Origin of the sequence: uncultured Gemmiger sp., from assembly GCA_944388105.1 — a bacterium.
Classification (GTDB): Bacteria; Bacillota; Clostridia; order Oscillospirales; family Ruminococcaceae; genus Gemmiger.
Genome location: CALXHN010000005.1, coordinates 18,198 through 44,267, shown reverse-complemented (window position 1 = coordinate 44,267; position 26,070 = coordinate 18,198). Strand labels below are relative to the sequence as shown.

The window sequence follows — 26,070 nt, the reverse complement described above, 5'->3', positions numbered from 1 at the left end:
CGTGCATCATATTCTGGAATTGCTGGACCGCACTGCCGGGGCGCAGCCCCGGAGCGCCGGATTCTGTGACGAAACCACCGCCCTGACCTGGCAGCAGGCCGCCCGTTGGGTGTACGGGGTGGGTACGGCGCTGGATGCTCTGCCGGGAGGCGTGCTGCATCGCCCGGTGGGGGTGTACATGGAGCGGGGAGCCGCAGCCCTGACCGCCATGCTGGGGGTGCTGGCTGCCGGCGGTTTTTACACCGTGCTGGATACCGCCCAGCCGCCGGAACGGGTCCGGGCCATTCTGGACCAGCTGGAACCCGCCGCCCTGCTCACCGACGCCGCCCACGCTGACGCGGCCCGGTCACTGGCAGGGCCGATTCCGGTGCTGGACTGCCAGACAGCGGCCGCGGTGCCGCCTGATGACGCCCGCATGACGGCGCTGCGGCAGGCCGTCCTTGACACCGACCTGGCCTATGTGCTGTTCACCTCCGGGTCCACCGGTCTGCCCAAAGGGGTGGCTGTGACCCACCGGAATGTGCTGGCCTACAGTGAATGGGTGGTTTCCACCTTTGGCTTTTCACCGGATACGGTGCTGGGCAACCAGACGCCTTTCTATTTTTCCATGTCGGTCACCGACCTGTACGGGGCCCTGCGCAGCGGTGCCTGCCTGCAGGTGCTGCCCAGGCGGCTGTTCAGCTTTCCGGTGCAGCTGCTGGAATATCTGTGCGCCCGTAAGGTGAATACCCTGTACTGGGTGCCGTCGGCCTTGGGCATCGTGGCCAACTGGAAAGCCCTGGACTACACCGCCGCCCCGCCCCTGCACACCATCCTGTTTGCGGGGGAGGTCATGCCCACCGCCAAGCTGAACTACTGGCGCGCCCATTACCCCCAGGCCCGGTTTGCCAACCTGTACGGGCCCACCGAGACCACCGATATCTGTGCCTACTATGAGCTGGACCGGGCGTTCCGGGATGACGAAAGCCTGCCCATCGGTCGGGCCTGCGAAAACTGCGGGCTGCTGGTGCTGTGCGGGGACCGTCCTGCCGCCCGGGACGAGGCCGGGGAACTGTGCGTACGGGGCAGCTTTGTGGCGGCGGGGTATTACCGCCAGCCGGACAAGACCGCCCAGCGCTTTGTGCCCAATCCGGTCCAGACCGCCTACCCGGAAACCATCTACCGCACCGGGGATCTGGTGCGGACCAACGAGAGGGGAGAACTGGTCTACTGCGGGCGCCTGGACAACCAGATCAAACACATGGGGTACCGCATCGAACCCGGGGAGATCGAGACCGCGGCCTTCGGCCAGGACAAGCTGGACGACTGTGCCTGCGTGTACGATGCCGCCCGGGACAAGCTGGTGCTGTTTTTCCAGGCCAAGAGGGACGTGACCGAAGCGCTGCGTGCCCGTCTGGCCGGACGTCTGCCCGCCTACATGCAGCCTGCCGAGTACCGGCGCCTGCGCCAGATGCCCCACAATGCCAACGGCAAGGTGGACCGCAAGGCCCTGACTGCCATGCTTTGAACCAAAAGGAGAGTACTTATGCATACCATCGAAGAAATCATTGCCATGATCGAGGAAGTGAAACCCGGCCTGCATCCCGCACCGGAGGAAGAACTGGTCAAGAGCGGCAAGCTGGACTCGGTGGACATCATGTCCCTGGTCATGGCGCTGACCGGCGAATTTGACATCGAGATCACCCCGCTGGACCTCAAGGAGGAAAACTTCCGCACACCCCAGGCCATTCTGGCCATGGTGCAGCGGCTGGAAGAAGAGTAAGGGGCAGCCATGTCTTACAATTCTTTTATCTATCTGTTCGGATTTCTGGTTGTGGCTTGGCTCTTGTGGGCCTTTGCACCCCAGAAATGGCGTCCCGGCGTGCTGCTGGGGGCCAGTCTGGTCTTCTATTTTGCCAGCACCAAACGGTATATCGTGTATATTCTGTTGGCCGCGGCCATCGCCTGGGGCGTGGGACTGCTGCTGGGCAGGCTGGATGCTTTACAGGCGGATACCCGCCCCGCCCTGCCGGCGGACCGGCGCAAGCCCTTCAAAAAAGAGGTGGGAGCCCTCAAAAAAATGGCGGTCACCGGTGGTGTGGCAGCCATGGCGGGCATCCTGCTTTTTGTGAAGTACCTGCCTTTCGGGGCCAGGGTGCTCTCCCAGCTGATGGAATCCCTGCCCGGGTCCCCGGTGTTCACCGTGCCCACCCTGGTGCAGCCCATGGGCCTGAGCTTCTTCACCCTCATGGCCATCAGCTATATGGTGGACGTGTACCGTGGCAGCTGTAAAGCGGCGGAGCGCTACTGGCAGGTGCTGCTCTTCCTGAGCTTCTGGCCCCATGTGGTGGAAGGTCCCTTCGACCGGTACGGTTCGCTGTCGCCGGCTCTGCTGGACCCGCCGCCGCCCTCTTACCGGAACCTGACCTTCGGCATCCAGCGCATCGTCTGGGGCCTGTTCAAAAAGATGGTCATTGCCGACCGTGCCAACATGTACGTCAAGGCCACCTTCGACGACTGGACCCAGTACAGCGGCGCCGCCACCGCTCTGGGGGTGCTGCTGTATACGTTGCAGCTGTACGCGGAATTTTCCGGCTGCATGGATATCGTCTGCGGTTCGGCGGAGCTGTTCGGGGTACATCCGGCGGAAAACTTCCGCCAGCCTTTCTTTTCCGCCAGCGTGGGCGAATTCTGGCGCCGCTGGCATATCACACTGGGGGCCTGGCTGCGGGAATATGTCTTCCAGCCCCTGATCCTCAGCAAGCCCATGCAGAAGTTCGCCCGCCTGTGCCGGGACAAGGTCAGCCCTGCCGCGGCCCGTCAGTGGCCGGTGTGGACGGGCCTGGGCATCACCTGGGCACTGATCGGCCTGTGGCACGGGGCGGGGTGGCTGTACCTTTTGTATGGCCTTTACTACTTTGCCCTGCAGTGGCTGGGGGAACTGGCCGAACCGGCCCTTCTCCGGGTGCTGCCCCGCCTGCCCGTCTGGCGCAAGGCCCGCCCTTATCGCCTGTGGCAGGTGCTGCGCACCTTTGTGCTGGTCAACTTCGGCATGCTGCTCTTCCGCGCCAACGGGGTGTGGGCGGCCGTTGACATGCTCCGCAGCCTGACAGTGCCGTATACGGGCAGCCTGCTCATCAAGCTGGACGCCCGGGACATGGCGGTGCTGGCGGTGGGAGCGGCGATTCTGTTTGCTGTGGACTGGCTGCATCACCGGGGCCATCAGCTCCGCGCGGAACTGGCGGTGCGCCCGCTGGTCCTGCGCTGGACCGTGTACATTGCAGCGGTGCTGGCTATCATGATTTTCGGCGCTTACGGGGACAATTACGACCCCGCAGCGTTTATCTACGCGCAATTCTAAGGGAGTATTATGAAATCCTGCATCAAACATATCCTCCACGTCACGGCTTTCCTGCTGGTGCTGGCCATGGCCGTGTTCCTGGCGGGCCATTACCTGATGCCCCACTCCAACCGGTATCTGTCCGGCTACACGGCAGGCGGCATCCTGGGGGAGGACTTCGACACCATTGACGTGCTGGTCATGGGGGATTCCAACGCTGCCCAGGGAATTTCCCCCATGCAGTGGTACTGTGACAGCGGCGTGACCGGCTATACCTATGCGTCCGGGTGGCTGTCGGTGTACAATATTTATTATCGCCTGCGTTCCATCTATGAGGAGCAGTCGCCCAAGGTGGTGGTTCTGTGTACCGATGTGGTGTACAGCCGCATGGGGGATGAGACCGAACTGCAGGCTGCCATCGGGGACATCACCGACGAACTGATCCCCCTGGTGCGCTTCCACGACAACTGGAAGGACCTGACCTGGGACAATCTGCTGGAAGAGCATGATTACAGCTGGCGGGACACCAACAAGGGCTTCACCCCCATCACCACGGTGGGGGCCAGCATGCGGGGAGACTACATGTACGACGACGGCAGCCGGGAACCCATTCCGCTGCTGGTGCGCCTGTACCTGGACCGGATCGTCAAGCTGTGCCGGGACCATGACAGTGAACTGCTGCTCATCACGGTGCCGGCCTCTTCCAGCTGGAATCTGGCGCGGCACAACGGCATCCAGAGCTTTGCCGACGAAAATGGCCTGACCTATCTGGATTACAACATGGCCGACACGGACCCCGGCATCAACTGGAAGACGGATACCCCGGACGGCGGTTCCCACCTGAATGTGCTGGGCGCACAGAAACTCACCGCCGCCCTGGGCACCTACCTCACCGGGCACTATGCCCTGGAGGATCATCGGGGCCAATCCGGCTTTGAAAGCTGGGATCAGGACGCCGCCGCCTACACCCAGTCCATGACCGACGCGCTGGCACAGAATCAGCAAGCCGCCGACTACCAGCTGTCCGTACTTGAGCAAACCGCCTGAGCAGAGGGGGGCTGTGTGCAAGGATGTTGTACACTGTGCCCTCTTGCATGGCGGGATGCAATGCGCTATAATACAAGAAAAGCAAAGGTGCTTTGGAGCGTACCGCTCGAAGTACCTTTGCTTTTTTGCATATCAGAAACAGGATAAGAAGAAAACCAGAGCGCCTCGGGGTTCCGTAGAACTCAGAGGGGTGGGTTTTGCCAGACGGGACTGTGCAAACGGGACGCTCTGTTTTTCTCCTTCTTCTCAGGCGGGGTGAGTGCTGAACGCTCCGCCTGCTCTTTTTTGTCCGGAAGATGTTTACACCATCACGTCGCCCACCAGCATGCGTCCGGCGGGATCGATGGCATATACGGTATATTTGGTAGGCGGTTCATCGGGGGCGGTGCGGGTGCCCAGATGGATGCCGCCGCTGACCGGGCGGGTGAAATGCAGGGTCCGGTGCGCGGTGGTGGCGTGGGGCCGTTCGTCCGGGATGGACCAGGCCAGCACCCCCACGGCAGCGGGACGTGCGGGGGCTTCCGGTGCGGGGGAAGCGGGGGCCTGCTGCGGTGCATCCGCGGCTTCCCCGGTCTCCTCAGGGCGGGGCGCCGGCACCTCTGCTCCGGGGGCCTCGTTGGGGGCTTCCCCGCAGAAGTCGTCGGGCAGGGGATGGGCAACGCCGCCCAGATACATCTGATACAGCCCGTCGGGGGCGTCCTTTTCGTGACGCAGCCATACGGAGGAACGCTCCGGCCGTCCTTCCGGCAGTTCCTTGCAGCGCTGGCGCATGCACAGGGCCAGATTGGTCCAGGCCACCAGAAATTCATCCAGGGGCATCTGGGTCTCGGCGTCAAAGTTGCTGATACCCGCCCAGGGATCAATGAGCAGGGCACAGGGCGACCCGTCCATATTGGCAAAGCCCCGCAGCGCCGCATACCGGATGGGGGGCATACCGGCGTCGATCTCCACCGCACGGCGGCTCAGCGCCACGATCACCCCGTATCCGGCCCGGACTTCGGCACGCAGCAGGGCCAGGTCTGCCCAGCAGGCCCAGGCGGGAAATCCCCAGCATCCGGCGGCAGCCGCCGCAAAACTCAGGTTCCGCGGGTCCTGCCCCGGCTGGAAGTCCCGCATGGCCAGGGCGAACTCTTCGGGCAGGATATCGGCCCCCCAACGGTTGGTCAGGCTGGTCAGGCAGATGGCCAGGTCCATCACATCGTGCAGGGCGGGGGAGCGGGGCGCCACCGTATAAGGCATCAGATTCAGTTTGGCGTTTACGGGACGTCCGCCGGCGGGGATCACATCCACCGCATGGACACTGACCCCCAGCAGACTTACGGTGGGGGTCTTTTTTTCATCTTTGGTGTACAGGTAGATCCGCAGCTGTACCTGCATGCCCACCTTGGAATCCAGGGTCAGGTGGTCGGAGGAAAGGACCAGCGGTCCGCGGGTGACAGGGCGTGCGCCTTCCCGGTCCAGATAAGGGCTCCACCGTCCGAAGCTGGACCAGGCGCTCCAGTTGCCGTCCACCAGCACCCGGGCCTGGGCCTCCACGGCGGTGTCCGGCGGGGTGCCGGCATTCCAGCTCACCCGCACCGCATCAAAGGCAGGCAGAGAGATGGCCGGACTGGTGTAGCAGCCGTAGGGCACATGCCCGCCCTGCACAATGTCCAGCAGGATCCGGCCACCGGCCACCGTTACATTGTCCAGTTCTCCCCGCATGAACATCTCGGTGTCCTGCAATAAAAAGGTGTTTTTGTTGTCCATCAAAGACTCACCGCCTTACGTTTCATCCTGATCGTCCCGCTGCGCCATGATCTGCTGCAGTTCCTCGTCCCGCCGCTGCCGGATGGTGGATTCCAGCGCAAAGGCGCGGTCCAGACCCGGGTACAGCACCTGCAGCCCGATGGTCACCGGCAGCCAGAACCCGGTCACCAGCAGCACGGGCAGGGTATAGGGCATATACATCAGAACCGGCACCCAGTACACGCACTGGACCAGGGTGGCGGCCAGGGTGCGGGGGAAGAATCCCAGGAAAAATAGCCCGCTGTTCTTGAGCAGTTTGGGCAGGGGCAGGCTGACCAGCACCAGCTGGGCAAATACATAGGTGAAGAACCCTACCAGCACCGCGCCGCTCACGATCATGCACACCCACACCGAAGTGGGCACATCGGTCATATCGGGCAGGGCGGTCAGCACCCAGCTCCACAGACCCAGGACTGCACCGGCCAGGGCACCCGGAGCCAGGGCATCCCGCCAGTTCTGCTTCCAGGCATTGCGGTAGGTGTGCCACCAGTAACCGGGTTCGTCACGCAGGGCGCGCAGCACGGTATCGAACATGCCGCACAGGAAAGGTGCGGCGATCATGCCGCCCAGTGCGCCGCCCAGCAGGCTGATCCAGACGGCCCCGGACAGGATGCCGAAGAAAACCGCCAGAAATCCGGGCACGAAGCCCACACAGCAAAGGATGCTGGCTTTATAGAAGGGCCACAGGTCCCGCCCCATCAGTTCAAAAAAGCGGGCAACGCCTACCTTGCGGGGCGTGGCGGCAGAGGCCGGTGCCGTATCCGGACCGGATACGGCGGTGGGCTGCGTCTTTTCGGTGTCAGTCATGGTGTTTCCCCCATCCATGGATATAATAATACATTTTTATGATATCCTTTTTTGTCGGCCGGTGCAAGGCGCGGGCGTAAAATGGTCAGAATATTTTTACAAATTACACATGGTTTTGTGTTACAATCAATACATCACAGTTTGGAAAGGGGAACCCGCCCATGGCCTGGGTCACAAAAAACAGTCAGGAAACCTATACAGAAACCGAACCGGAACGTACATACACCAAGGCGGAAAAGGCCGGAAACTGGTGGCATTACCATAAGTGGCAGGTGGTGGCGGTCCTTGTGGTGCTGGGCATTCTGGCCAGCATTATCAAGGAATCCTTTTTCCGCACAAAGCCGGACTATCAGGTCGGCTATGTGGGCCAGCAGGAACTGCCCACCGATACCGCCAATGCCCTGACCGCTGCGCTGGAATCCTTCTGCGATGACCGCAACGGTGACGGCAAGGTGGTGGTTCAGCTCAACCAGTATGCCATTGATCTGGCCACCGAGGCCGGCACCGCCGAGACCGCCCAGACCACAGAGGCTTCCTCCGGGTCCGAGACCTCCGGCCTGGAAGACAGCACCGACGCCTATGTGCGCATGGCGGTGCTGACCCAACTGAGCACCGATATTTCCAGTGCGGACGGCAGCTATATTTTCCTGCTGGAAGACCCTGCCAGCTTCCAGGACAACACGGCGGTGCTGCGGTATCTGGACGGGACCATTCCGGGGCAGGACCAACCCGCTTCCGACTGGCAGAACATGGTCTACCGCTGGACCGACTGCCCGGTGCTGACCGGCCTGGACCTGGGCACCTATACAGGGTACACCCTCATGGACGATACCACCGGCAGCAACCAGGATGTGCTGAGCCGGCTGTACATCGGCTGCCGGGGCACCTGGACCGACAAATCGGCGGAATCCTACGCCGATGACGATGTCCTCTGGCAGAAGCTGACCCAGGGCGCGGTGTCTACCGCGGGGCAGGGCTGATGCGCTGGCGTCCTTGCCGCGGCCGCCGGCCGGAATCCGCCGCCCCAAAGGCCCCCGTACCGGCACCCCCGGCACCGCTGCCGGAAAATCCCTACCGCCGTTTTTACACACAGATGCCAACCTTTGAGGAACTGGTGCGCCGTACCAAAAACGATGCACCGGACAAAAAAACATGACCCCCTGTTCCGTCAGGCGGCTGCCGCAGACCGGCAGCCGCTTTTTGTGTTTCCCTGCGGCCCGGAAGCTGCGTTTCCGGCAGACGGAAAATGTACATTTCGTACACACAAAAATAAAAGTTCATATTGTATAGAGCACGCAAAATCTCCCGACATTTTTCACGGTTTTTACTTGAGATACAGACCGGTTTATGGTATATTGAATCTGTATACGTATCATAACGGCAGGGGGTATCAGAATGGATCAGCTGCAGCAGGCGCGGGAGACCATTGACGAGATCGACGCTCAGATGGCCGCGCTGTTTGAACGGCGGATGGAGGCCGTGGGCCAGGTGGCGCAGTACAAGGCGGCCACCGGCAAACCGGTGTTTGACGCGGCCCGGGAGGACGTGGTCCTGGCCAAGAACACCGCCCGTCTGCACAACGAGGAACTGCGCCCGTATTACCGTCATGTCCTGCAGGAGATGATGGTGGTGTCCCGGGCTTACCAGCGCAAGCTGCTGGGGCGGGATGTGGCCGCTTATCAGGGGGTGCAGGGGGCTTGGAGCCACATTGCCCTCACCCGGCTGTTCCCCTTTGCCCGGGCCAGAGCCTTTGACACCTGGGCCGAGGTATTTGATGCCGTGGCGGCAGGGGATGCCAGCTTCGGCGTGCTGCCCTTTGAAAATTCCAACGCGGGGGATGTTTCCACCGTGCTGGATCTGCTGTACGCCCACCCGGAACTGAGCGTGGCCCGCATGTGTGACCTGCCCATCCGGCAGGACCTGCTGGCACTGCCCGGGGCACAGCTTTCGGACATCCGCACCGTCATCAGTCACCAGCAGGCCCTGGCCCAGAGCAGCGTGTATATCAAGAGTCACGGTCTGGCCACCCGGGTGTGGGGCAACACTGCCGAGGCGGCCCGCTATGTGGCCGAAACGGGGGACAAGTCCCTGGCGGCCATTGCGTCGGCCCAGACGGCGGAACTCTACGGTCTGCAGATCCTGGCCGAGGGCGTCAACGAGGACGGGGACAACACCACCCGGTTCATCGTCATCACCCGCACCGACGCCGCCGCGCCGGTGCCCCCGGCTCCCGGCCGCCGTATGGCCATGCTCTTTACCGTGGACCACAAACCGGGCAAACTGGCGGATGTGATCCGCCTCATCGGGGAACAGGGCTTCAACATGGAAAACATCAAGAGCCGCCCGCTGCCCCATGTCTCCTTTGAATATTACTTTTACGTGCAGCTGGTCTGCCCCGACACCGACGCCCCCGCCACCTGCGAGGCGCTGGTGCAGGCCATGCAGAAGGTCTGCCGTACCGTGCGGGTGCTGGGGGTATTTGCCACCGGTCCGGCCGATGAAATGCAGTAACCAAGGTCACTATATAAAACAGGAGGGTCCCTTATGAAAATGACGATGAATCTCGGTACCCGCAGCTATGACATCATCCTCAAGCGCGGCTGCCTTTCGAACCTCCATCAGTTTACCGACCTGACACACCGCCGGGTCTTTGTGCTCACCGATTCCGGTGTGCCCGCCCAGTATGCCCGGACCGTGGCGGACCAGTGCGAAAACGGCACCGTCTACACCATCCCCCAGGGCGAAGGCAGCAAATGCCTGAAGGTCTACGGCCAGGTACTCACCGCCATGCTGGAATTCGGCATGGACCGCAAAGACCTGCTGGTGGCCGTGGGCGGCGGCGTGGTGGGAGACCTGGGCGGTTTCTGCGCTGCCAGCTATATGCGGGGCATCGACTTTGTCAACTGCCCCACCACCACCCTGTCCCAGATCGACTCCTCCATCGGCGGCAAGACGGCCATTGACCTGGGCAGTGCCAAGAACATCGTGGGCGCCTTCTGGCAGCCTCAGGTGGTGCTGGTGGACCCCGACACCCTGACCACCCTGCCCCGCCGCCAGTATATCAACGGTCTGGCCGAGGCGGTCAAGGCCGGCCTCATTGCCGACCCGGAACTCTTTGATGTGTTTGAGCACGGGGATGTGGACAAGGACATCGAAACCATCATCTACCGCAGCCTGCTGGTGAAAAAGAAGATCGTGGAGCAGGATGAACGGGAATCCGGTGCCCGCAAGGCACTGAATTTCGGCCACACCATCGGTCACGGCATCGAGGCCGTCAAGGGGGTGCGGGGACGCCGCACCAACGGTCTGTATCATGGGGAATGCGTGGCTCTGGGCATGCTGCCCATGATCGAGGACCGGTCCCTGCAGAAGCGGACCCGGGCGGTGCTGCGCAAGCTGGGCCTGCCGGTGCGCACCGGTGTGGACAAGCACAAGGTGCTGGAATATATGCGCCATGACAAAAAGAGCGGCGGCAAGAGCATCACGGTCATCCGGGTGCCGGGGCTGGGCTGCTGGCGGGCGGATACCCTGCCCATGACCCAGCTGCCTGCCCTGCTGGGCCTGGAAGAGGAATAAGGGGGCTGACCACCTATGAAAAATACCTTTGGCAGTGCGGTGTCCCTGACCATCTTCGGCGAAAGCCACGGTCCGGCCATCGGTGCCGTGCTGGACGGTCTGGCCGCCGGACTGCCGGTGGATACCGATTTCATCAACATCCGCATGGACCGCCGTCGGGCCCGGGGCGACGGGCTTTCCACCGCCCGCACCGAGCCGGATGAGGTGAAATTCCTTTCCGGCGTGCTGGACGGGCACACCACCGGCACCCCCCTGACCCTGATGGTGCGCAACACCAACACCCGCAGCCAGGACTATGCCAAAAACGCGGCGCTGCTGCGCCCCGGTCACGCGGATTACACCGCCTTCGCCAAGTATGAAGGGTATCAGGACGCCCGGGGCGGGGGACATTTCTCCGGCCGGATCACCGCCGCCGCCGTGGCGGCCGGGGCCGTCTGTGAGCAGGTCCTGCAAGGTCTGGGCATCCGGGTGTACACCCACATCGCCGCCTGCGGCGGTGTGCAGGACGCGCCCCTGTCCAGCGCCGCAGGACTGGTCATGCCCGAGCCGGAACCGGGGCATTTCGCCCTGCTGGACCCGGACAAGGAAGCCCCCATGCAGGCGGCCATCCGGGCTGCCGGGTCGGAGGGAGACAGCGTGGGCGGTATTCTGGAAACGGTGGTCACCGGGCTGCCGGCCGGGGTGGGAGAACCCTGGTTCGACAGTGTGGAGAGCACCCTGGCGCACCTGATGTTTGCGGTACCCGCCGTCAAAGGCATTGAGTTCGGCGCCGGGTTCGGCTTTGCGGAACTGCGGGGCAGTCAGGCCAACGACGCCTTCCGTATGCGGGAAGGGCAGATCCGGACCGCCACCAACCATAACGGCGGCATCAACGGGGGCATCACCAACGGCATGCCCATCGTGCTGCGTACGGTGGTCAAGCCCACCCCCAGCATCTACCGCCCCCAGGATACGGTGGACTATCCCGCCAGACAGGACGCCGAGATCCAGATCAAAGGCCGGCATGATCCCTGTATCGTGCCCCGGGCGGCGGTGGTGCAGAACAGCCTGACGGCTTTCGGTATTCTGGACCTTATCAGCATCCGTTACGGCACGCTGGCGCAAAAGCACGGCCTGCCCCGGTTATAAACGGCAAGGGAAAGGGGAGAATCGGAACATGGAATATGGTTTGATCGGTGCCAAGCTGGGACACAGCTATTCCCGGCAGATCCACCAGCGGGCGGGCGGCTACGCCTATGAGCTGCGTGCCCTGCCCACCGAGGCCGACGCCCGTGCCTTTCTGCAGGCCCGGGCCTTCAAGGCCATCAACGTGACCATTCCGTACAAGAAGCTGGTCATGGAATACTGCGATGTCATCGACCCGGCGGCCAAGGCTATCGGTGCGGTGAACACCGTGGTGCAGCGGGACGGCCGTCTCTACGGCTACAACACCGACTACGCCGGCTTTGCATGGCTGGCCCGCCGCCACGGCGTGGACTTTGCGGGGCGCACCGTGCTGGTGCTGGGCACCGGCGGCACCTGCGCCACCGTCAGCGCCGTCTGCCGGGACGCCGGCGCCAAAGCGGTGCTGCCGGTCAGCCGGCGGGGCGGCAAGAACGTCCTGACCTACGATCAGGCAGCCCAGTGCAAGGAAGCGGAGATCGTGGTCAACACCAGTCCGGCGGGGATGTTCCCCCATGTGGGGGAATGCCTGCTGGACCTGAGCGCGCTGCCCAACCTGAAGGCGGTGCTGGATGTGGTGTACAATCCCTTCCGCACCGAGCTGCTGCTGCGGGCAGAGGACCGGGGCATCCCGGCTTACTGCGGCTTTGAGATGCTGGTGGCCCAGGCGGCCTACGCCTCCGAACTGTTCACCGGCACCACCATGGATAAGGATGCCTTCATCCGCACCACCAGCCGGGACCTGAAGCGGGAACTGAGCAACGTTTCCCTCATCGGCATGCCCGGATGCGGCAAGAGCACGGTGGGCGAAGGGCTGGCCAAAGCCCTGAACAAGACCTACGTGGATCTGGACGAATGGATCGAACAGCACGCCGGCATGCCCATCCCCGACATCTTTGCCCGGGAAGGGGAGGCCGCCTTCCGCCGGTATGAGGCGGATGCCCTGTCCGAAGTGTCCAAGCAGAGCGGTCAGGTCATCGCCTGCGGCGGCGGTGTGGTCAAGACCCCCGGCAACACCCGCCTGCTGCGCCAGAACGGCCCCGTACTGTGGGTGCGCCGTCCGGTGGAGTTCCTGGCCATGGGCGGACGCCCCCTTTCCACCGGCCGGGAAGCCCTGCGCCGGATGGAAGCGGAGCGGGAACCCGCCTACCGCAGCGCCGCCGACGGGGTGGTGGACAACACCTCCACCCTGGCCAACGCGGTGAACGCTGCCCGCGCCGCCTTTGAAAAGACCTTTGATTATACCCGCTGACGCCGTACCGTCACCAACCAAAACCATAGAGAGAGGGACATGTAACCATGATTATTTCTACCAAAAAAGGCACGCCGCAGGTCGAACTGGACCGCATCATTGACAGCTTCGAAAAACAGGGACTTTCGGTCACGCTGATCCGCGGCACCGACTACAACGTTTTCGGTCTGGTGGGCGATACCACCAAGATCGCCGAAAAGGACGTCCTGGCCAACCCCTGGGTGGAAAACGTCACCCGTGTGTCCGCCCCCTACAAGCGGGCCAACCGCCTGTTCCACCCCGATGACACCGTCATTGATGTGAACGGCATCAAGATCGGTGGCAACTCTCCTGTGGTGGTCATGGCCGGTCCCTGCAGCGTGGAAGGGGAGGACCACATCATCAAGATGGCCAAGCTGGTCAAGGAAGGCGGCGCCAACTTCCTGCGCGGCGGCGCCTACAAGCCCCGCACCAGCCCCTACTCCTTCCAGGGCCTGGGCACCGAGGGCATCATGGACATGGTCAAGGCCCGGGAAGTCACCGGCCTGCCCATTGTCAGCGAGCTGATGGACGAGACCCACATCGACGAGTTCGAGGAATACGTGGACATCGTGCAGATCGGCGCCCGCAACATGCAGAACTTCCAGCTGCTCAAGGCGGTGGGCAAGATGAGCAAGCCCATCCTGCTCAAGCGCGGCTTTGCCAACACCATCGAGGAATGGATCATGTCCGCTGAGTACATCATGGCCGGCGGCAATGAGAAGGTCATCATGTGCGAGCGGGGCATCCGTTCCTTTGAAAAATACACCCGCAACACCCTGGACCTGTCCGCCGTACCGGTCATCAAGGAAAAGACCCATCTGCCGGTCATCGTGGACCCCAGCCATGCCACCGGCGACTACAAGTACGTGGAAAGCATGGCCCTGGCGGCGGTGGCCGCCGGTGCCGACGGTCTGGAGATCGAGGTGCACGACAATCCCCAGTGCGCCTGGAGCGACGGCGCCCAGTGCCTGAAGCCCGACAAGTTCGCGGATACGGTGGCCAAGTGCCGCAAGGTGGCCGCTGCCATCGGCCGCGCCATGTAAGGGCCAATCTCTTCCAAAAAGGTGGTGTCAGTTTGGACGCAATCCTGCATGCCAGCCGTCTGGGCGGCACGGCCTGTGTTCCGCCCAGCAAGAGCGCGGCACACCGGGCGGTGCTGTGCGCGGCGTTGGCCGGCGGTACCAGCCGCATCGAAAACATTGAATATTCCGACGACATCCGTGCCACCCTGGGGGCGGTGTGTCAGCTGGGCGCCCAGGTTCAGCAGGAAAAGCATGCCGTGGTCATCAAGGGGCTGGGCTCGGACGGATTTCCCACCGTCACCCGCCCGGTTTTCTGCAATGAGAGCGGCAGCACCCTGCGGTTCCTGATCCCGGTGTTCAGCCTCACCGCCCAGAAGATCCGCTTCACCGGGGCGGGGCGGCTCATGGATCGTCCCCAGGAAGTCTACCGGATGCTCTTCAACCGGCAGGGCCTGCGGTTTGAGCAGTCCAGCGAGGGCATCACCGTCTTCGGGCGGCTGCGTCCCGGCGGGCTCACCCTGCCCGGGGATGTATCCAGCCAGTTCATCAGCGGGCTGCTCTTTGCGGCACCGCTGCTGGAATCCGAGACCACCATCGAGGTCCTGCCTCCCTACGAGAGCCGCAGCTATGTGGACCTGACCATCGCCGCCATGCAGCGGTTCGGGGTCAAGGTGACCCAGCGGGCCAAGAAAAACGGCGGTGTCATCTACCGCATCCCTGCGCCCCAGCGCTACCTGCCCTGTGATATGGCGGTGGAAGGGGACTACAGTCAGGCGGCCTTTCTGGCCGTGCTGGGGGTGCTGCTGGGCGGCATCTCGGTGTCCGGGCTGGACCCCGCCAGCCGCCAGGGGGACCGGGTCATCCTGGATATCCTCAAGGGCTGCGGCGGCAAGATCGCCAACGTCAACGGCGCCCTGCGGTTTTCCCGCAGCCTGATGAAGGCGGGGGACATCGACCTGGCCGACTGCCCCGACCTGGGCCCGGTGCTCATTTCTCTGGGCTGCCTGTGCGGCGGCACCACCACCATCCGCAATGCCGGACGCCTGCGCATCAAGGAATCCGACCGCATCGCTTCCATGCAGCAGGAGCTGGCCAAGATGGGCGGGCGGGTGCAGGTGGACGGGGATACCCTGACCATGACCGGCGGGGCGCTGCACGCCCCCGCAGAACCCCTGTCCGGCCACAACGACCACCGCATCGTCATGGCATTGACGGTGGCCGCCCTGGCCGCCGGGGTACCGGCCACCATCCGGGGGGCCGAGGCCGTGCGCAAGAGCTGGCCGGATTTCTTCACGGTGATGCGCTCTCTGGGCGCCAACATCGACCTGGTGGAAAGTGAGTGACGTTCTGATGGATCACAGCCATACCTATCTCATCGTCGGTCTGGGGCTGTTGGGCGGCAAATACGCCCAGGTGCTCTCCGGCAAGGGATACCGGGTCACCGGCATCGACAAGGACCCTGCCGCCGTGGCCTGGGCCCTGGAAAAGGAATATATCTGCGCCGGGGCAGACCAGGATTTTGAAGACCTGGTCACCGGGGCAGACCGGGTCATCTTCGGGCTGTACCCCACCGCCTTTCTGGACTGGGTGCGGCAGTACGGGCATCTTCTGCGCCCCGGTACCCTGGTCACCGACGTGTCCGGCGTCAAGCGCGGGGTGGTGGGCCCGGTGCAGGCCATGATGCCCCAAGGGGTGGAGTTCATCGCCAGCCATCCCATGGCCGGGCGGGAGACCAGCGGCATCACCCACAGCGCCGAGGTGGATTTCGCCCCCGCCAACTTCATCATCACCCCCACCGACAAGAACACCCCGGAAGCCATCCGGTGGTGTACCGAGCTGGCCGGGGTGCTGGGCTTTGCCCGCATCACCACCCTGACCCCCGCCGAGCACGACCGGATGATCGGCTATGTGAGCCAGCTGTGCCATGCCATCGCCGTCTGCCTGATGTGCGCTTCGGACAACAGCGAGCTGGCCTGCTACACCGGCGATTCCTTCCGGGATCTGACCCGGATCGCGCGCATCAACGATAAAATGTGGGCGGAATTGTTTTTGTGGAACAAGGATAACCTGATCGGTGAGATCGACATGTTCTCGGCGGCGCTGGACCGTCTGCGTGACCGTCTGGCGGCCGGGGACCGGGAAGGCCTGGAAGAGATGTTCCGCCTTTCCACCAAACGCCGTGAAGCCTTCGATCGAAAATAAAGCGAGGAGGAGACCGCTATGCCCCGCAAAGAAGGACAAAAACTCAAACTGCTGACCCTGCTGGAGATCCTCTCCCGGGAGACCGACGAACAGCATCCCCTGAGCGTACCGCATCTGGTGGAACTGCTGCGGGAACGGGGGGTGGATGCCGAGCGCAAGAGTGTGTATGACGACATCCAGACCATCAATTCCATGCCCGGTGCTCCTTTTGAGATCGTGCAGCAGCGTGGCCGCGGCGGCGGTTATTATATGACCGACAGCCCCTTCGAGTTCGCCGAACTCAAGCTGCTGGTGGATGCGGTGTATGCCAGCAAGTTCATCACCGCCCGCAAGAGCCGTACCCTCATCGACAAGCTGGGCAAGTTCACCTCCCGCTACCGGCAGGCGGAACTGGACCGCACCGTGCTGGTTTCCGGCCGGGTGAAAAGCCAGGACGAAAAGATCCTGTACAGCGTGGACGCGCTGCACACCGCCATCACCACCGGGGTGCAGGTACAGTTCAAATACTGTGACTGGGATCTGCAGAAGCAGATGGTTCCCCGCCACAATGGACAGCTGTACAAGGTCAGTCCCTGGGCCCTGGTATGGGAGAACGGGAACTATTACCTCATCGCCTACACCGAAGGACATCTGCGCCATTACCGGGTGGACAAGATGCAGAAGGTGGAGCCTCTGCCCGAAGTTCCCCGGGAAGGCGCCGGGGAGTACGCCGATTTTGATGTGAACAGCTATACCCAGCAGATGTTCGGCATGTTCAACGGACCCCTGAAAAAGGTCACCCTGAAATGCGAAAACCGTTTTGCCGGGGCGATGATCGACCGTTTCGGCACCGGCCCCACTCTGGTGCCCTGCACCGGCGGCGAGCATTTTACCCTGACGGTGAACGTTCAGATCAGTCCGCAGTTTTTCGGCTGGGTGGCCGGGTTCGGCAAAGGGGTGGAGATCCTGACCCCGCCGGAGGTGCGTGCCGAGATGCGCAAGACCCTGGATACCCTGCAGACCATCTACCGCTGAACCGGGAAGGGAGAGCCTGAATCTTGAAACAAACCCTCAAACGCGTTCTTCCCTGGGTGCTGCTTCTGGCGGTTCTGGCAGGGCTGGCGGCCGTGCACGGCCTGGATGCCAACTTTGACGCCAGTTACGAGATCATGAACGGCGATTTCCAGAACTACAATCCGGTGCGGCATCTGCTGGCCGGACAGGCACCTTATCAGGATTTTGCGGTGTACCTGGGGGCAGGGGAGCTGTACAGCGTGGGCGGTCTTTTGCTGGTGCTGGGCAACAGCTTTGGCCGCAGCGTCTTTGCCACCAACTTCTGTACCTGGTTTTACTTTGAGCTGCTGGTCCTGGCCGCCTGTGCGGCGGTGCTGGGCCGGGGCCGTCGGGCTCTGTTTGCCTGTCCGGCCCTCAGCGCCTGGTTTTTGCTCATTGCCCATGATGTGCCGGTGCCGCTTCAGGCCCAGCTGCGCCCGCTGATCGAGTACGCAGCCAGAAACGGCAACAGTGCCCGCATGATGCGGGGCGCCGCCCTGCCGCTGGCAATCCTGCTCATCCTGCTGGGGCTGCGTGTCTGGGCACGCCGGGACCGCACCGCCCAGCGGGGCAAAGCCGTCGCTCCCTGGGTTCTGGTGCCTGCCGTGGCGGGATTCCTGGTGCCATGGAGCAATGATATGGGCGCTGCCATGTACATTTCTGTGGCGCTGGGCTACGGACTGTTCCTGCTGCGTCAGTACGGTACAGCCTGGAAGCGGATTCTCCTGCGGGTGGGACAGTATATCCTCATCAGCTGTGTGGGGCTGGGGGTGTCGGTGCTGCTCATCAGCTTCGGCCATCCCATCGCATGGCTGCAGCAGACCCGGGGGGTCAGCGCCTTCCAGGGCTGGTATTACGGCACTTCCGCTGACGGAAAACTCTGCTATCTCACCGATTACATCCCCCAGCCCGCGGGTGCCCTCTGCCTGGTGCTGGCGGTGCTGTTTGCGGTGGGCATCTTCCGCTGCCGCCGCAATCGCTCGGCAGCGCTGGCGGCAGCCGGGTTTGCCCTGTGCCTGGGCATGCCTTTGTGGAATCTTCTCTACTGCATCCTTTCCGGTTCCCGGGAAGGCGGCCCCACCGGCGGCGCCCAGGCCCTGCTGGCCATCCTGCTGCCGCTGTTTGTGCTGCGTGCCGTGCTGGAACTGGCCGGACGCCTGTTGCAGGGGCATACAAAGCCTGCCCACCTTCTGGGATATGCCTCGGCCGCGGGGTGCACCGTGTTTGCCTGTGCCGTGCTGGCCGTGGGCATGACCGGCCAGGTGCAAAGCCGCCTGGGCGGCCACGGGGACCTGACCTATGTGCCGGAGCTGGGGGGCTGGTTCGGGGACCAGGCGGACAAGCTGGCCACCGAGAAGGCCATGAACGAGGGAAAGACCCTCTTCGGGACCTATTCCAGCGCCCTGGAAGCCATGACCGGCCAGCTGCAGCCCACCGGGGTGGATTACATCATCCACGCCATGGGGGACCGGCAGCGGCTGGCCTACCTGACCGCCTTCCAGACCGGCACCTTTGACCGGGTGGTCACCCCCAGTGCCAAGGTGGCCCTGTCCGAACGCTGGAGCCGCAACGCCAACTGGTGGTTCTACCGGGAACTGTACCGCTGGTGGAGCCCGGTGGCCAACACCTATAACAGCGGCGGCATGCACCTGTTCTGGGAACGCACCGGCGTCTGCAATGATCTGGCCCAGCCCTGCACGGTGGACCTGGCGCAGGACGGCAAGACGGTGACCCTCACGGTCACGACGGATGACCCCACCTTCTGCGGGGTGGCGGACGTGACCCTGGACTACACCTTCTCGGTGGACAGCGGCTACACGCTGCGGGGCGGGCTGCACAGCTTCCTGTTCTGCACCGCCGTCACCGAAAACGAGCTCTGTGTGGCCGCGGAGCGGGACCCGGATCAGGGCAACTTCTTCCTGCCCACCGACCGCTCCGTCTACAATGTGCCGGTGACCATCTCCGACGGTGTGGGCACCATCACCCTGGAGGCTCTGCCCCAGGATGCGGCCCATGTCACCGTCAACACGGCCACGGTGGAAGCCACTTACTTTGACTGGGAATACTTCTTTGAATGACCCCCGCTGCCTGCGGGGCCGCCTTGCAACCTGGGCGGGAGTATGCTATTCTATATAAATGCCCATTTCTTACGCAGTTTCGAATTTGTTGTGAAAGGAGGCCGGCGGTATGCTGGAAAAGAACAAACGCATCCGTGCCTGGTTCAGCAGCGGACTGGACGCGGTGCTCCTGTTCGTGGCGTATCTTCTGGCCAACCATCTGCGGTTCAATTATCTGCGCTTTTTCCAGCCCGGCGGCGCCGGCCCTGCCCTGGACATCGCCCAGGAAACGGTTTTTGCCGGTGGGGTCTATGCCGTGGTGGCGGTGGCCGTATTCTGGCTGTGCGGGTTGTATGATGCTTCCCGCCTGCGGGGCTTCTGGCGGCGCTGCCGGCTGATCCTGCTGGTCAACGCGGTGTGCATCCTGGGCTTTGAAGCCCTGCTTTACCAGTTCCGGGTGGTCAACTTCTCCCGTCTGGTGGTCATTCTGTTCTATGTGTTCGGCACCGGCCTGCTGATCTTCAAGCGGATGCTGCGCCGCTGGTATGACCGCTGGCGCCATCGCCGGGGCATGGACTTCCATCACGTTCTGCTGGTGGGCGGCGGCAAGGCGGCTGCCCAGTACCTGCAGGCGCTGGAACAGAATCCGTATTACGGGTACTATGTGGACGGGTATCTGGCCGACAACCCCAACAAGGCCCTGAAGGCCGAGTACCGGGGCCCGTACACCCAGCTGGATGAAGTGCTCAGTGACCCCGGCATCGAAGAGGTGGTCATTGCGCTGGATGCGGACGAGATGCAGATGATCCCCCATGCGCTGGCTGCCTGCGACAAGCAGGGGCTGCGCATCACCATGCTTCCTTTCTATAACGATTATATGCCCGCCCGTCCCACCATCGACGTGCTGGGCAGCTGCAAGCTCATCAATGTGCGGCAGACGCCTTTTGACAACATTCTCAATGCTTTTGCCAAACGGCTGTTTGATATTCTGGGCAGCCTGTTCCTCATTGTGCTCACCAGTCCGGTCATGCTGGCGGTGGCCATCGGGGTCAAGCTGTCCAGCCCCGGTCCGGTCATCTTCTGCCAGAAGCGGGTGGGACTGAACAAAAAGGAATTCATGATGTACAAGTTCCGCTCCATGCGTGTGAACACGGACGAAAAGACCGGCTGGAGCACCAATTCCGACCCCCGCAAGACCCGTTTCGGCAGTTTTATCCGCAAATTCAGTCTGGATGAGCTTCCCCAGTTCTTCAACGTCCTCAAAGGCGATATGAGTCTGGTGGGGCCCCGGCCGGAAGTGCCCTTCCATGTGGAGCACTTCAAGGAGGAGATCCCCCGCTACCTGGTGCGCCAGCAGGTGCGCCCCGGTGTGACCGGCTGGGCCCAGGTCAACGGCCTGCGGGGCGACACCGACATCGCCGAGCGCATCCGGTACGATATCTGGTACATCGAAAACTGGACCCTGGCCCTGGATATCAAGATCATCTTCCGCACTGCGTTCGGCGGCAAGATGATCAATGATGAAAAACTCGTCTGAACTGCCCGTTTCGCCCCATCCCATAAGGAGGCAGCTAATGCAAAACAACAAGCTCAAGGTCGCCATTGTGCATGACTGGCTGGTATCCTATGCGGGTGCCGACCGCGTGGTGGACTGCATGCACCACGTGTTTCCCGACGCCCCCATCTACACCCTTGTCTATGACGAGAAGAAGATGCCCGCCTGGTTCCGGGAGTACGACATCCGCACCACCTGGGTGCAGAAGATCCCCTTTGCCACCAGACTGTATAAAAAGCTGCTGCCTCTGATGCCCGGTGCCTTTGAGGCACTGGACCTTTCGGAATACGACCTGGTGCTGTCCTCCTCTTCCTCCTGCAGCAAGGGGGTCATCACCCGGCCGGACGCGGTGCATATCTGTTACTGCCACACGCCCATCCGGTATGTGTGGGACTTTTATTATACCTACCGGGCCAACGCCAACCCGCTGGTGCGGGCGGTCATGCCCGGACAGATGCACAAACTGCGGCAGTGGGACAAGTGTGCCGCCGACCGGGTGGATTATTTCATCGCCAATTCCCGGTACATTGCCCAGCGCATCAAAAAGTATTATCGCCGGGACAGTGATGTGATCTATCCCTGTGTACACATCAACCAGAGCCCCTTTGTGGCAAAGGAAGACTTTTACCTGGTGGTGGGCCGCTTTACCTGGTACAAGCGGATGGACCTGGCCGTGGCGGCCTGCACCAAACTGGGCCGGCGGCTGGTGGTCATCGGCACCGGCGACGAAGAATCCCGGCTGAAAGCCATGGCCGGACCCACGGTGGAGTTCAAAGGCGGCGGACTTTCGGATGAAGAAGTCCGCGGCTATTACCTGCGGGCCAAGGCGTTCCTTTTCCCCGGGGAAGAGGATTTCGGCATCACGCCGGTAGAAGCCCAAAGCGCCGGAACGCCGGTCCTGGCGTACGGCCGGGGCGGCGCCTGCGAGACGGTGGAAGACGGCCGCACCGGGCTGCTTTTCCATGCCCAGACGGTGGACAGTCTGGCCGAATGCATTGAAAAATTCGAGGCCGAAGGGGTGGCCTGCACCAAAGAGGAGATCCGCGCCCACAGTCTGCAGTTCAGTGAGGAACGCTTTGAGTCCCAGCTGCGCGACTATTGTGCGCGCCGTGTTGCGGATTGGCGCCGTGAACTGCATGACTGTGCCCATCTGCCGAAGGAGGAAACAATTTGAGACCCATCGTGATCAACGGCACGGTGCTGTGTGATCCCATCACCGGCATTCCGCGCTATGTCTATGAGGTCGTGACCCGGTTGGATGAGCTTCTCACCGGCACGGGCCTGGACGTGCGGCTGTGCTACCGGGATGACGGCCGTCCCTTGCATCTGCCGCCGCTGAAAAACATTCAGGTCGTGCCGCTCAAGGCCATCAAATACAGCTACAATCTGTTTGTGCTGCCCCGGTATGTGCGCAAGCATGATGCTTTCTATCTGGGTCTGGCCAGTGATATGCTCATGGGCCGTCCCAGTGCCGTGGTGCTGCACGATATCCGGCCCCTGGTCATGAATACCGACCGGGCCTTTTTCCGGTTCAAGTTCTGGGTGCACTGCCTGAGCATCCGGGCCTTTGCCCAGCGGGTGTATACGGTGAGCGATGACCAGCGTCAGCTCATTTCCCGGCGGCTGCACATTCCCACCGCCCGCATCGGCCTGACCTACAATGGCTGGGAACACCTGCAGCCGGTGGAGCCGGACGAAGGGGTGTTCGACAAGCTGCCCGGTGTGCACAAGGGGGAATACTTCTATGCCCTGGGCAGTCTGGCCGGACACAAGAACTATAAGTGGATCCGGGAAGTGGCCGCCCGCAATCCGGACAAGGTGTTTGTGGTGGCCGGCGGCAAGGACCTGGCCGCTTTCGGAGATGACGAGCAGGCGGTGAGCGCCGGCAACCTGCATTATCCGGGCTATGTCACGGACGGGGAAAACAAGGCCCTGATGCAGAACTGCCGTGCTTTCCTGCACCCGGCACTGTTTGAAGGGTTCGGCATCCCGCCGCTGGAAGCCCTCAGCCTGGGGGCCCAGGTAGCGGTGTCCAACGCTTCCTGCCTGCCGGAGCTCTACGGCAACACGGTGCGCTATTTTGACCCCATGGATTACGATGTGGACCTGGACGAGCTCATGTCCCGCCCGGTGGAGTCTCCCCAGAAGATCCTGCAGAAATACAGCTGGCCGGTGACGGCGGCGTTCTGGCTGGATGAGATCCGCCGTTTTGCGGCCCAGTGAGAGAGGGGAGAAGGATATGGACCGGATCGCAGTGCTGATCCCCTGTTACAATGAGGAAAAGACCGTGGCCAAGGTGGTGTCCGACTATCGTGCCGTCCTGCCGGAAGCTGCCATTTATGTCTATGACAACAACTCCACCGACCGCACTGCCGAACTGGCCGCTGCGGCCGGGGCGGTGGTCCGCCACGAATACCAGCAGGGCAAGGGCAACGTGCTACGCCGGATGTTCCGGGAAATCGATGCCGACTGCTATCTGCTGGTGGACGGAGACGATACTTACCCCGCATCCGCCGCGCCGGAACTGGTGCGGCCCGTTCTGGAGCGGGGAGCGGATATGGTGGTGGGGGACCGCCTTTCCAGCACCTATTTTACCGAGAACAAGCGCCCCTTCCACAACTTTGGCAACAGCCTGGTACGGTTTTCCATCAACCGGCTGTTCGGCAGTCAGATCCAGGATATCATGACCGGATACCGGGCGTTCAGCTTTCAGTTTGTCAAGACCTACCCGGTTTTGTCCCGCGGTTTCGAGATCGAGACCGAAATGTCCATCCACGCGGTGGAGCGGCGCATGCAGATCGAAAACGTGGTCATCGAGTACCGGGACCGTCCCCAGGGCAGCGTGTCCAAGCTGAACACCTACAGCGACGGTGCCAAGGTGCTGCGGACCATTGCACGGCTGTACAAAAACTATCGGCCTTTCGCCTTTTTCACCATTCTGGCTCTGCTGCTGGCCCTGGTCAGCACCGGGTTCATGGTGCCGGTGGTGGCGGAATATTTCCGCACGGGTCTGGTTCCCCGTTTTCCCACCCTGATCGTATGTGCCTGCGGCATGGTCGCGGCGCTTCTGTTGTTTATTTCGGGCGTGATCCTGTCCAACCTGCTGGCCCAGGATGCCCGTGATTTTGAGTTCAAGCTGCAGCAGGCCGAACGCTGGAAGTGGGAGGCCGATGCGCTGCAGGGTTCCAGTCAGAAGGAGGTCGTTTCTGATGGCAAAACAGTATGATTATCTGATCGTTGGTGCCGGTCTGTTCGGCGCGGTGTTTGCCCATGAGGCCACCAAGGCCGGCCGTACCTGCCTTGTGATCGACAAGCGGGATCACATTGCCGGCAACATCTACACCGAGACCATCGAGGGCATCAACGTTCACAAGTACGGCGCCCACATCTTCCATACCAACAACAAGAAGGTCTGGGACTATGTGAACAACTTTGCGGTGTTCAACCGCTACACCAATTCTCCGGTGGCCAACTACAAGGGCGAACTGTACAACATGCCCTTCAACATGAACACCTTCAACAAGATGTGGGGGGTCATCACGCCGGCCGAAGCCGCCGCCAAGATCGCCGAACAGCGGGCCGCCCACTTCACCGCCGAGCCCAAGAACCTGGAAGAGCAGGCCATCAACCTGGTGGGCACCGATATCTATGAGAAGCTCATCAAGGGGTATACCGAAAAGCAGTGGGGACGTCCCTGCGACCAGCTGCCCGCCTTCATCATCAAGCGGCTGCCGGTGCGCCTGACCTTTGACAACAACTATTTCAACGCGCTGTACCAGGGTATTCCCAACGGCGGCTACACCGCCATGGTGGAAAAGATGCTCCATGGCATCGAGGTCCGTCTGGGAGTCAACTATCTGAAAGACAAGGCGGAGCTGGATGCCCTGGCCGGCCGGGTGATCTACACCGGCCCCATTGATGCCTACTTCGACTATGAGCTGGGCGCACTGCAGTACCGCAGCGTGCGCTTTGAGACCGAAGTCCTCAACTGCCCCAACTACCAGGGCAACGCGGTCATCAACTACACCGACGCCGAGACCCCCTACACCCGCATCATCGAGCACAAGCACTTTGAGTTCGGTTCCACCGAGCCGGGTACCAAGACGGTGATCAGCCGGGAGTACTCCGCCGAATGGAAGCCCGGGGATGAGCCCTATTACCCGGTCAATGACGAGCAGAACAATGCCCTGTATGCCCGCTACAAGGCCATGGCCGACGCCGAACCCCATGTGGTCTTCGGCGGCCGTCTGGGCGAGTATCGCTATTACGATATGGACAAGGTCATCGAAAGTGCCCTGGATTGTGTCCGCGTGCAGCTGGACAAGATCAATCAGTACGGCATCTGATTTTTTTCAAAAATTTTCACAAATCAGGCGGCAGCCCCGTCGGCATGGGGCTGCCGCCTGATTTTCCAGACAGGGGTCTGCGATAAATATTTGATTTTTGTGCCGTATTACGGTACAATAAAACATGTATGAGTGTGCGCAGGGGTGCCCGCGCGGGAAAGTGTATCAAGGATAAAGGAATTTGGAACTATGCAAACAAAACTGAGCGTGTCGGTCCTGTCGGCCGATCTGGCCAATCTGGCCGCGCAGAGCCGTGCCGCCCTGGATGCCGGCGCGGATATGCTGCACATCGACGTGATGGACGGCCACTTCGTCCCCAACATCAGCTATGGTGCCCCGGTACTCAGCTGCCTGCACAAGGCCCTGCCGGATGCCTTCTACGACGTGCACCTGATGATCGAGAATCCGGCCTTCTACGCCAAGGATTTCGCCGCGGCGGGGGCAGACCTCATCACCGTTCACCTGGAAGCCGAAGGGGTGCGCAAGAACCCCCGGGCTGTGCTGCGCACCATCCGGAAACTGGGCTGCCGCACCGGCCTGAGCATCCGTCCCGGCACACCGGTGGAAGAACTGTTCGATTACCTGGACGAGGTGGACCTGGTGCTCATCATGAGCGTGGAGCCCGGTTTCGGCGGTCAGTCCTTCCTGCCCCAGACCCCCGAACGTCTGGCCGCCGTGCGGGCCGAACTGGACCGCCGCGGCCTGTCCGTCATGCTGCAGGTGGACGGCGGCGTCAACACCGACACCGCCCCCCTGTGCACCCGTGCGGGCGCCGATGTCCTGGTGGTGGGCAGCGCCCTGTATAAAGCACCCGATATGTCCGCCATGGCGGCGGGCATCCACGCCCTGTAAGCAACCGCCGCCCGCACGGCGGGCAGCAAAGGA

General features: G+C 62.4%; 22 protein-coding genes. 20 read left to right on the top strand and 2 right to left on the bottom strand.

Going from position 1 to position 26,070, the window contains the following annotated elements:
• The first annotated feature begins 1 nt into the window (after position 1).
• Genes Q0K17_RS01300 through Q0K17_RS01285 form a run of 4 tightly spaced genes read left to right on the top strand, consistent with a single transcriptional unit; the run spans position 2 to position 4,366 of the window.
• The gene (locus Q0K17_RS01300; RefSeq protein ID WP_294538928.1) at positions 2-1,507 is read left to right on the top strand and encodes an amino acid adenylation domain-containing protein; all 1,506 of its coding nucleotides are present in this window, start codon (positions 2-4) and stop codon (positions 1,505-1,507) included.
• Between the two features lie 18 nt (positions 1,508-1,525).
• Positions 1,526-1,762 carry an acyl carrier protein gene (locus tag Q0K17_RS01295; RefSeq protein ID WP_294538925.1) on the top strand — a complete coding sequence of 79 codons (237 nt, stop codon included), beginning with the start codon at positions 1,526-1,528 and terminating at the stop codon, positions 1,760-1,762.
• Positions 1,763-1,771: 9 nt separating this feature from the next.
• Positions 1,772-3,340 (top strand): MBOAT family O-acyltransferase, encoded by a 1,569-nt coding sequence (locus tag Q0K17_RS01290; RefSeq protein WP_294538922.1) that lies wholly within the window; start codon positions 1,772-1,774, stop codon positions 3,338-3,340.
• A 9-nt stretch (positions 3,341-3,349) separates the two neighbouring features.
• Positions 3,350-4,366: an SGNH/GDSL hydrolase family protein gene (locus tag Q0K17_RS01285; protein ID WP_294538919.1), complete on the top strand. Its 1,017-nt coding sequence runs from the start codon at positions 3,350-3,352 to the stop codon at positions 4,364-4,366.
• A gap of 300 nt (positions 4,367-4,666) precedes the next feature.
• Here Q0K17_RS01285 and Q0K17_RS01280 read toward each other — a convergent pair whose 3' ends face one another.
• Positions 4,667-6,118 carry a hypothetical protein gene (locus Q0K17_RS01280; protein WP_294538916.1) on the bottom strand — a complete coding sequence of 484 codons (1,452 nt, stop codon included), beginning with the start codon at positions 6,116-6,118 and terminating at the stop codon, positions 4,667-4,669.
• 12 nt (positions 6,119-6,130) lie between these two features.
• The gene (locus Q0K17_RS01275) at positions 6,131-6,961 is read right to left on the bottom strand and encodes a DUF624 domain-containing protein (protein WP_294538913.1); all 831 of its coding nucleotides are present in this window, start codon (positions 6,959-6,961) and stop codon (positions 6,131-6,133) included.
• A 161-nt stretch (positions 6,962-7,122) separates the two neighbouring features.
• On the opposite strand from Q0K17_RS01275, the gene Q0K17_RS01270 reads away from it, so the two are divergent.
• The 16 genes from Q0K17_RS01270 to rpe all read left to right on the top strand — a co-directional run bounded on the left by Q0K17_RS01270 (position 7,123) and on the right by rpe (position 26,037).
• Positions 7,123-7,941: a hypothetical protein gene (locus Q0K17_RS01270; protein ID WP_294538910.1), complete on the top strand. Its 819-nt coding sequence runs from the start codon at positions 7,123-7,125 to the stop codon at positions 7,939-7,941.
• 415 nt (positions 7,942-8,356) lie between these two features.
• Positions 8,357-9,472: a chorismate mutase gene (locus Q0K17_RS01265; protein ID WP_294538908.1), complete on the top strand. Its 1,116-nt coding sequence runs from the start codon at positions 8,357-8,359 to the stop codon at positions 9,470-9,472.
• 33 nt (positions 9,473-9,505) lie between these two features.
• Positions 9,506-10,537: a 3-dehydroquinate synthase gene (gene aroB / locus Q0K17_RS01260; protein WP_294538905.1), complete on the top strand. Its 1,032-nt coding sequence runs from the start codon at positions 9,506-9,508 to the stop codon at positions 10,535-10,537.
• A 15-nt stretch (positions 10,538-10,552) separates the two neighbouring features.
• Entirely contained in the window at positions 10,553-11,665 is a 1,113-nt protein-coding gene (aroC, locus tag Q0K17_RS01255) for a chorismate synthase (protein ID WP_294538902.1), read from the top strand.
• Between the two features lie 28 nt (positions 11,666-11,693).
• Positions 11,694-12,950, top strand: a complete 1,257-nt coding sequence (locus Q0K17_RS01250; RefSeq protein WP_294538899.1) for a shikimate kinase — start codon at positions 11,694-11,696, stop codon at positions 12,948-12,950.
• Between the two features lie 47 nt (positions 12,951-12,997).
• Positions 12,998-14,014 carry a 3-deoxy-7-phosphoheptulonate synthase gene (aroF, locus tag Q0K17_RS01245; protein ID WP_294538896.1) on the top strand — a complete coding sequence of 339 codons (1,017 nt, stop codon included), beginning with the start codon at positions 12,998-13,000 and terminating at the stop codon, positions 14,012-14,014.
• 32 nt (positions 14,015-14,046) lie between these two features.
• A complete protein-coding gene (aroA, locus tag Q0K17_RS01240; RefSeq protein WP_294538893.1) occupies positions 14,047-15,336 on the top strand; it encodes a 3-phosphoshikimate 1-carboxyvinyltransferase in 1,290 nt (429 codons plus the stop codon).
• 4 nt (positions 15,337-15,340) lie between these two features.
• Positions 15,341-16,195, top strand: a complete 855-nt coding sequence (locus tag Q0K17_RS01235; RefSeq protein ID WP_366776617.1) for a prephenate dehydrogenase — start codon at positions 15,341-15,343, stop codon at positions 16,193-16,195.
• 18 nt (positions 16,196-16,213) lie between these two features.
• On the top strand, positions 16,214-17,209 hold the full coding sequence (locus Q0K17_RS01230) for a WYL domain-containing protein (RefSeq protein WP_294538887.1): 996 nt from the start codon (positions 16,214-16,216) through the stop codon (positions 17,207-17,209).
• 23 nt (positions 17,210-17,232) lie between these two features.
• Complete coding sequence (locus Q0K17_RS01225; protein ID WP_294538885.1) at positions 17,233-19,305, top strand: hypothetical protein; 2,073 nt, start codon at positions 17,233-17,235, stop codon at positions 19,303-19,305.
• A 109-nt stretch (positions 19,306-19,414) separates the two neighbouring features.
• Entirely contained in the window at positions 19,415-20,821 is a 1,407-nt protein-coding gene (locus tag Q0K17_RS01220; protein ID WP_294538882.1) for an undecaprenyl-phosphate glucose phosphotransferase, read from the top strand.
• 37 nt (positions 20,822-20,858) lie between these two features.
• Positions 20,859-22,013, top strand: coding sequence for a glycosyltransferase (locus Q0K17_RS01215; RefSeq protein ID WP_294538880.1), 1,155 nt, complete (start codon positions 20,859-20,861; stop codon positions 22,011-22,013).
• A complete protein-coding gene (locus Q0K17_RS01210) occupies positions 22,010-23,062 on the top strand; it encodes a glycosyltransferase family 1 protein (RefSeq protein WP_294538877.1) in 1,053 nt (350 codons plus the stop codon). The genes Q0K17_RS01215 and Q0K17_RS01210 overlap by 4 nt, the downstream gene beginning before the upstream one ends.
• 16 nt (positions 23,063-23,078) lie before the next feature.
• On the top strand, positions 23,079-24,065 hold the full coding sequence (locus Q0K17_RS01205; RefSeq protein WP_294538874.1) for a glycosyltransferase family 2 protein: 987 nt from the start codon (positions 23,079-23,081) through the stop codon (positions 24,063-24,065).
• Positions 24,049-25,185 (top strand): UDP-galactopyranose mutase, encoded by a 1,137-nt coding sequence (glf, locus tag Q0K17_RS01200; protein WP_294538871.1) that lies wholly within the window; start codon positions 24,049-24,051, stop codon positions 25,183-25,185. The genes Q0K17_RS01205 and glf overlap by 17 nt, the downstream gene beginning before the upstream one ends.
• A gap of 189 nt (positions 25,186-25,374) precedes the next feature.
• A complete protein-coding gene (gene rpe / locus Q0K17_RS01195; protein ID WP_294538869.1) occupies positions 25,375-26,037 on the top strand; it encodes a ribulose-phosphate 3-epimerase in 663 nt (220 codons plus the stop codon).
• The last annotated feature ends 33 nt before the right edge of the window (positions 26,038-26,070 follow it).

Bases quoted from the DNA above. Each gene is read 5' to 3' on its own strand.
- Q0K17_RS01295 (WP_294538925.1), top strand. From the start codon at position 1,526: ATGCATACCATCGAAGAAATCATTGCCATGATCGAGGAAGTGAAACCC.
- Q0K17_RS01290 (WP_294538922.1), top strand. From the start codon at position 1,772: ATGTCTTACAATTCTTTTATCTATCTGTTCGGATTTCTGGTTGTGGCT.
- Q0K17_RS01285 (WP_294538919.1), top strand. From the start codon at position 3,350: ATGAAATCCTGCATCAAACATATCCTCCACGTCACGGCTTTCCTGCTG.
- Q0K17_RS01275 (WP_294538913.1), bottom strand. From the start codon at position 6,961: ATGACTGACACCGAAAAGACGCAGCCCACCGCCGTATCCGGTCCGGAT.
- Q0K17_RS01270 (WP_294538910.1), top strand. From the start codon at position 7,123: ATGGCCTGGGTCACAAAAAACAGTCAGGAAACCTATACAGAAACCGAA.
- Q0K17_RS01265 (WP_294538908.1), top strand. From the start codon at position 8,357: ATGGATCAGCTGCAGCAGGCGCGGGAGACCATTGACGAGATCGACGCT.
- aroB (WP_294538905.1), top strand. From the start codon at position 9,506: ATGAAAATGACGATGAATCTCGGTACCCGCAGCTATGACATCATCCTC.
- aroC (WP_294538902.1), top strand. From the start codon at position 10,553: ATGAAAAATACCTTTGGCAGTGCGGTGTCCCTGACCATCTTCGGCGAA.
- Q0K17_RS01250 (WP_294538899.1), top strand. From the start codon at position 11,694: ATGGAATATGGTTTGATCGGTGCCAAGCTGGGACACAGCTATTCCCGG.
- aroF (WP_294538896.1), top strand. From the start codon at position 12,998: ATGATTATTTCTACCAAAAAAGGCACGCCGCAGGTCGAACTGGACCGC.
- Q0K17_RS01230 (WP_294538887.1), top strand. From the start codon at position 16,214: ATGCCCCGCAAAGAAGGACAAAAACTCAAACTGCTGACCCTGCTGGAG.
- Q0K17_RS01220 (WP_294538882.1), top strand. From the start codon at position 19,415: ATGCTGGAAAAGAACAAACGCATCCGTGCCTGGTTCAGCAGCGGACTG.
- Q0K17_RS01215 (WP_294538880.1), top strand. From the start codon at position 20,859: ATGCAAAACAACAAGCTCAAGGTCGCCATTGTGCATGACTGGCTGGTA.
- Q0K17_RS01205 (WP_294538874.1), top strand. From the start codon at position 23,079: ATGGACCGGATCGCAGTGCTGATCCCCTGTTACAATGAGGAAAAGACC.
- glf (WP_294538871.1), top strand. From the start codon at position 24,049: ATGGCAAAACAGTATGATTATCTGATCGTTGGTGCCGGTCTGTTCGGC.
- rpe (WP_294538869.1), top strand. From the start codon at position 25,375: ATGCAAACAAAACTGAGCGTGTCGGTCCTGTCGGCCGATCTGGCCAAT.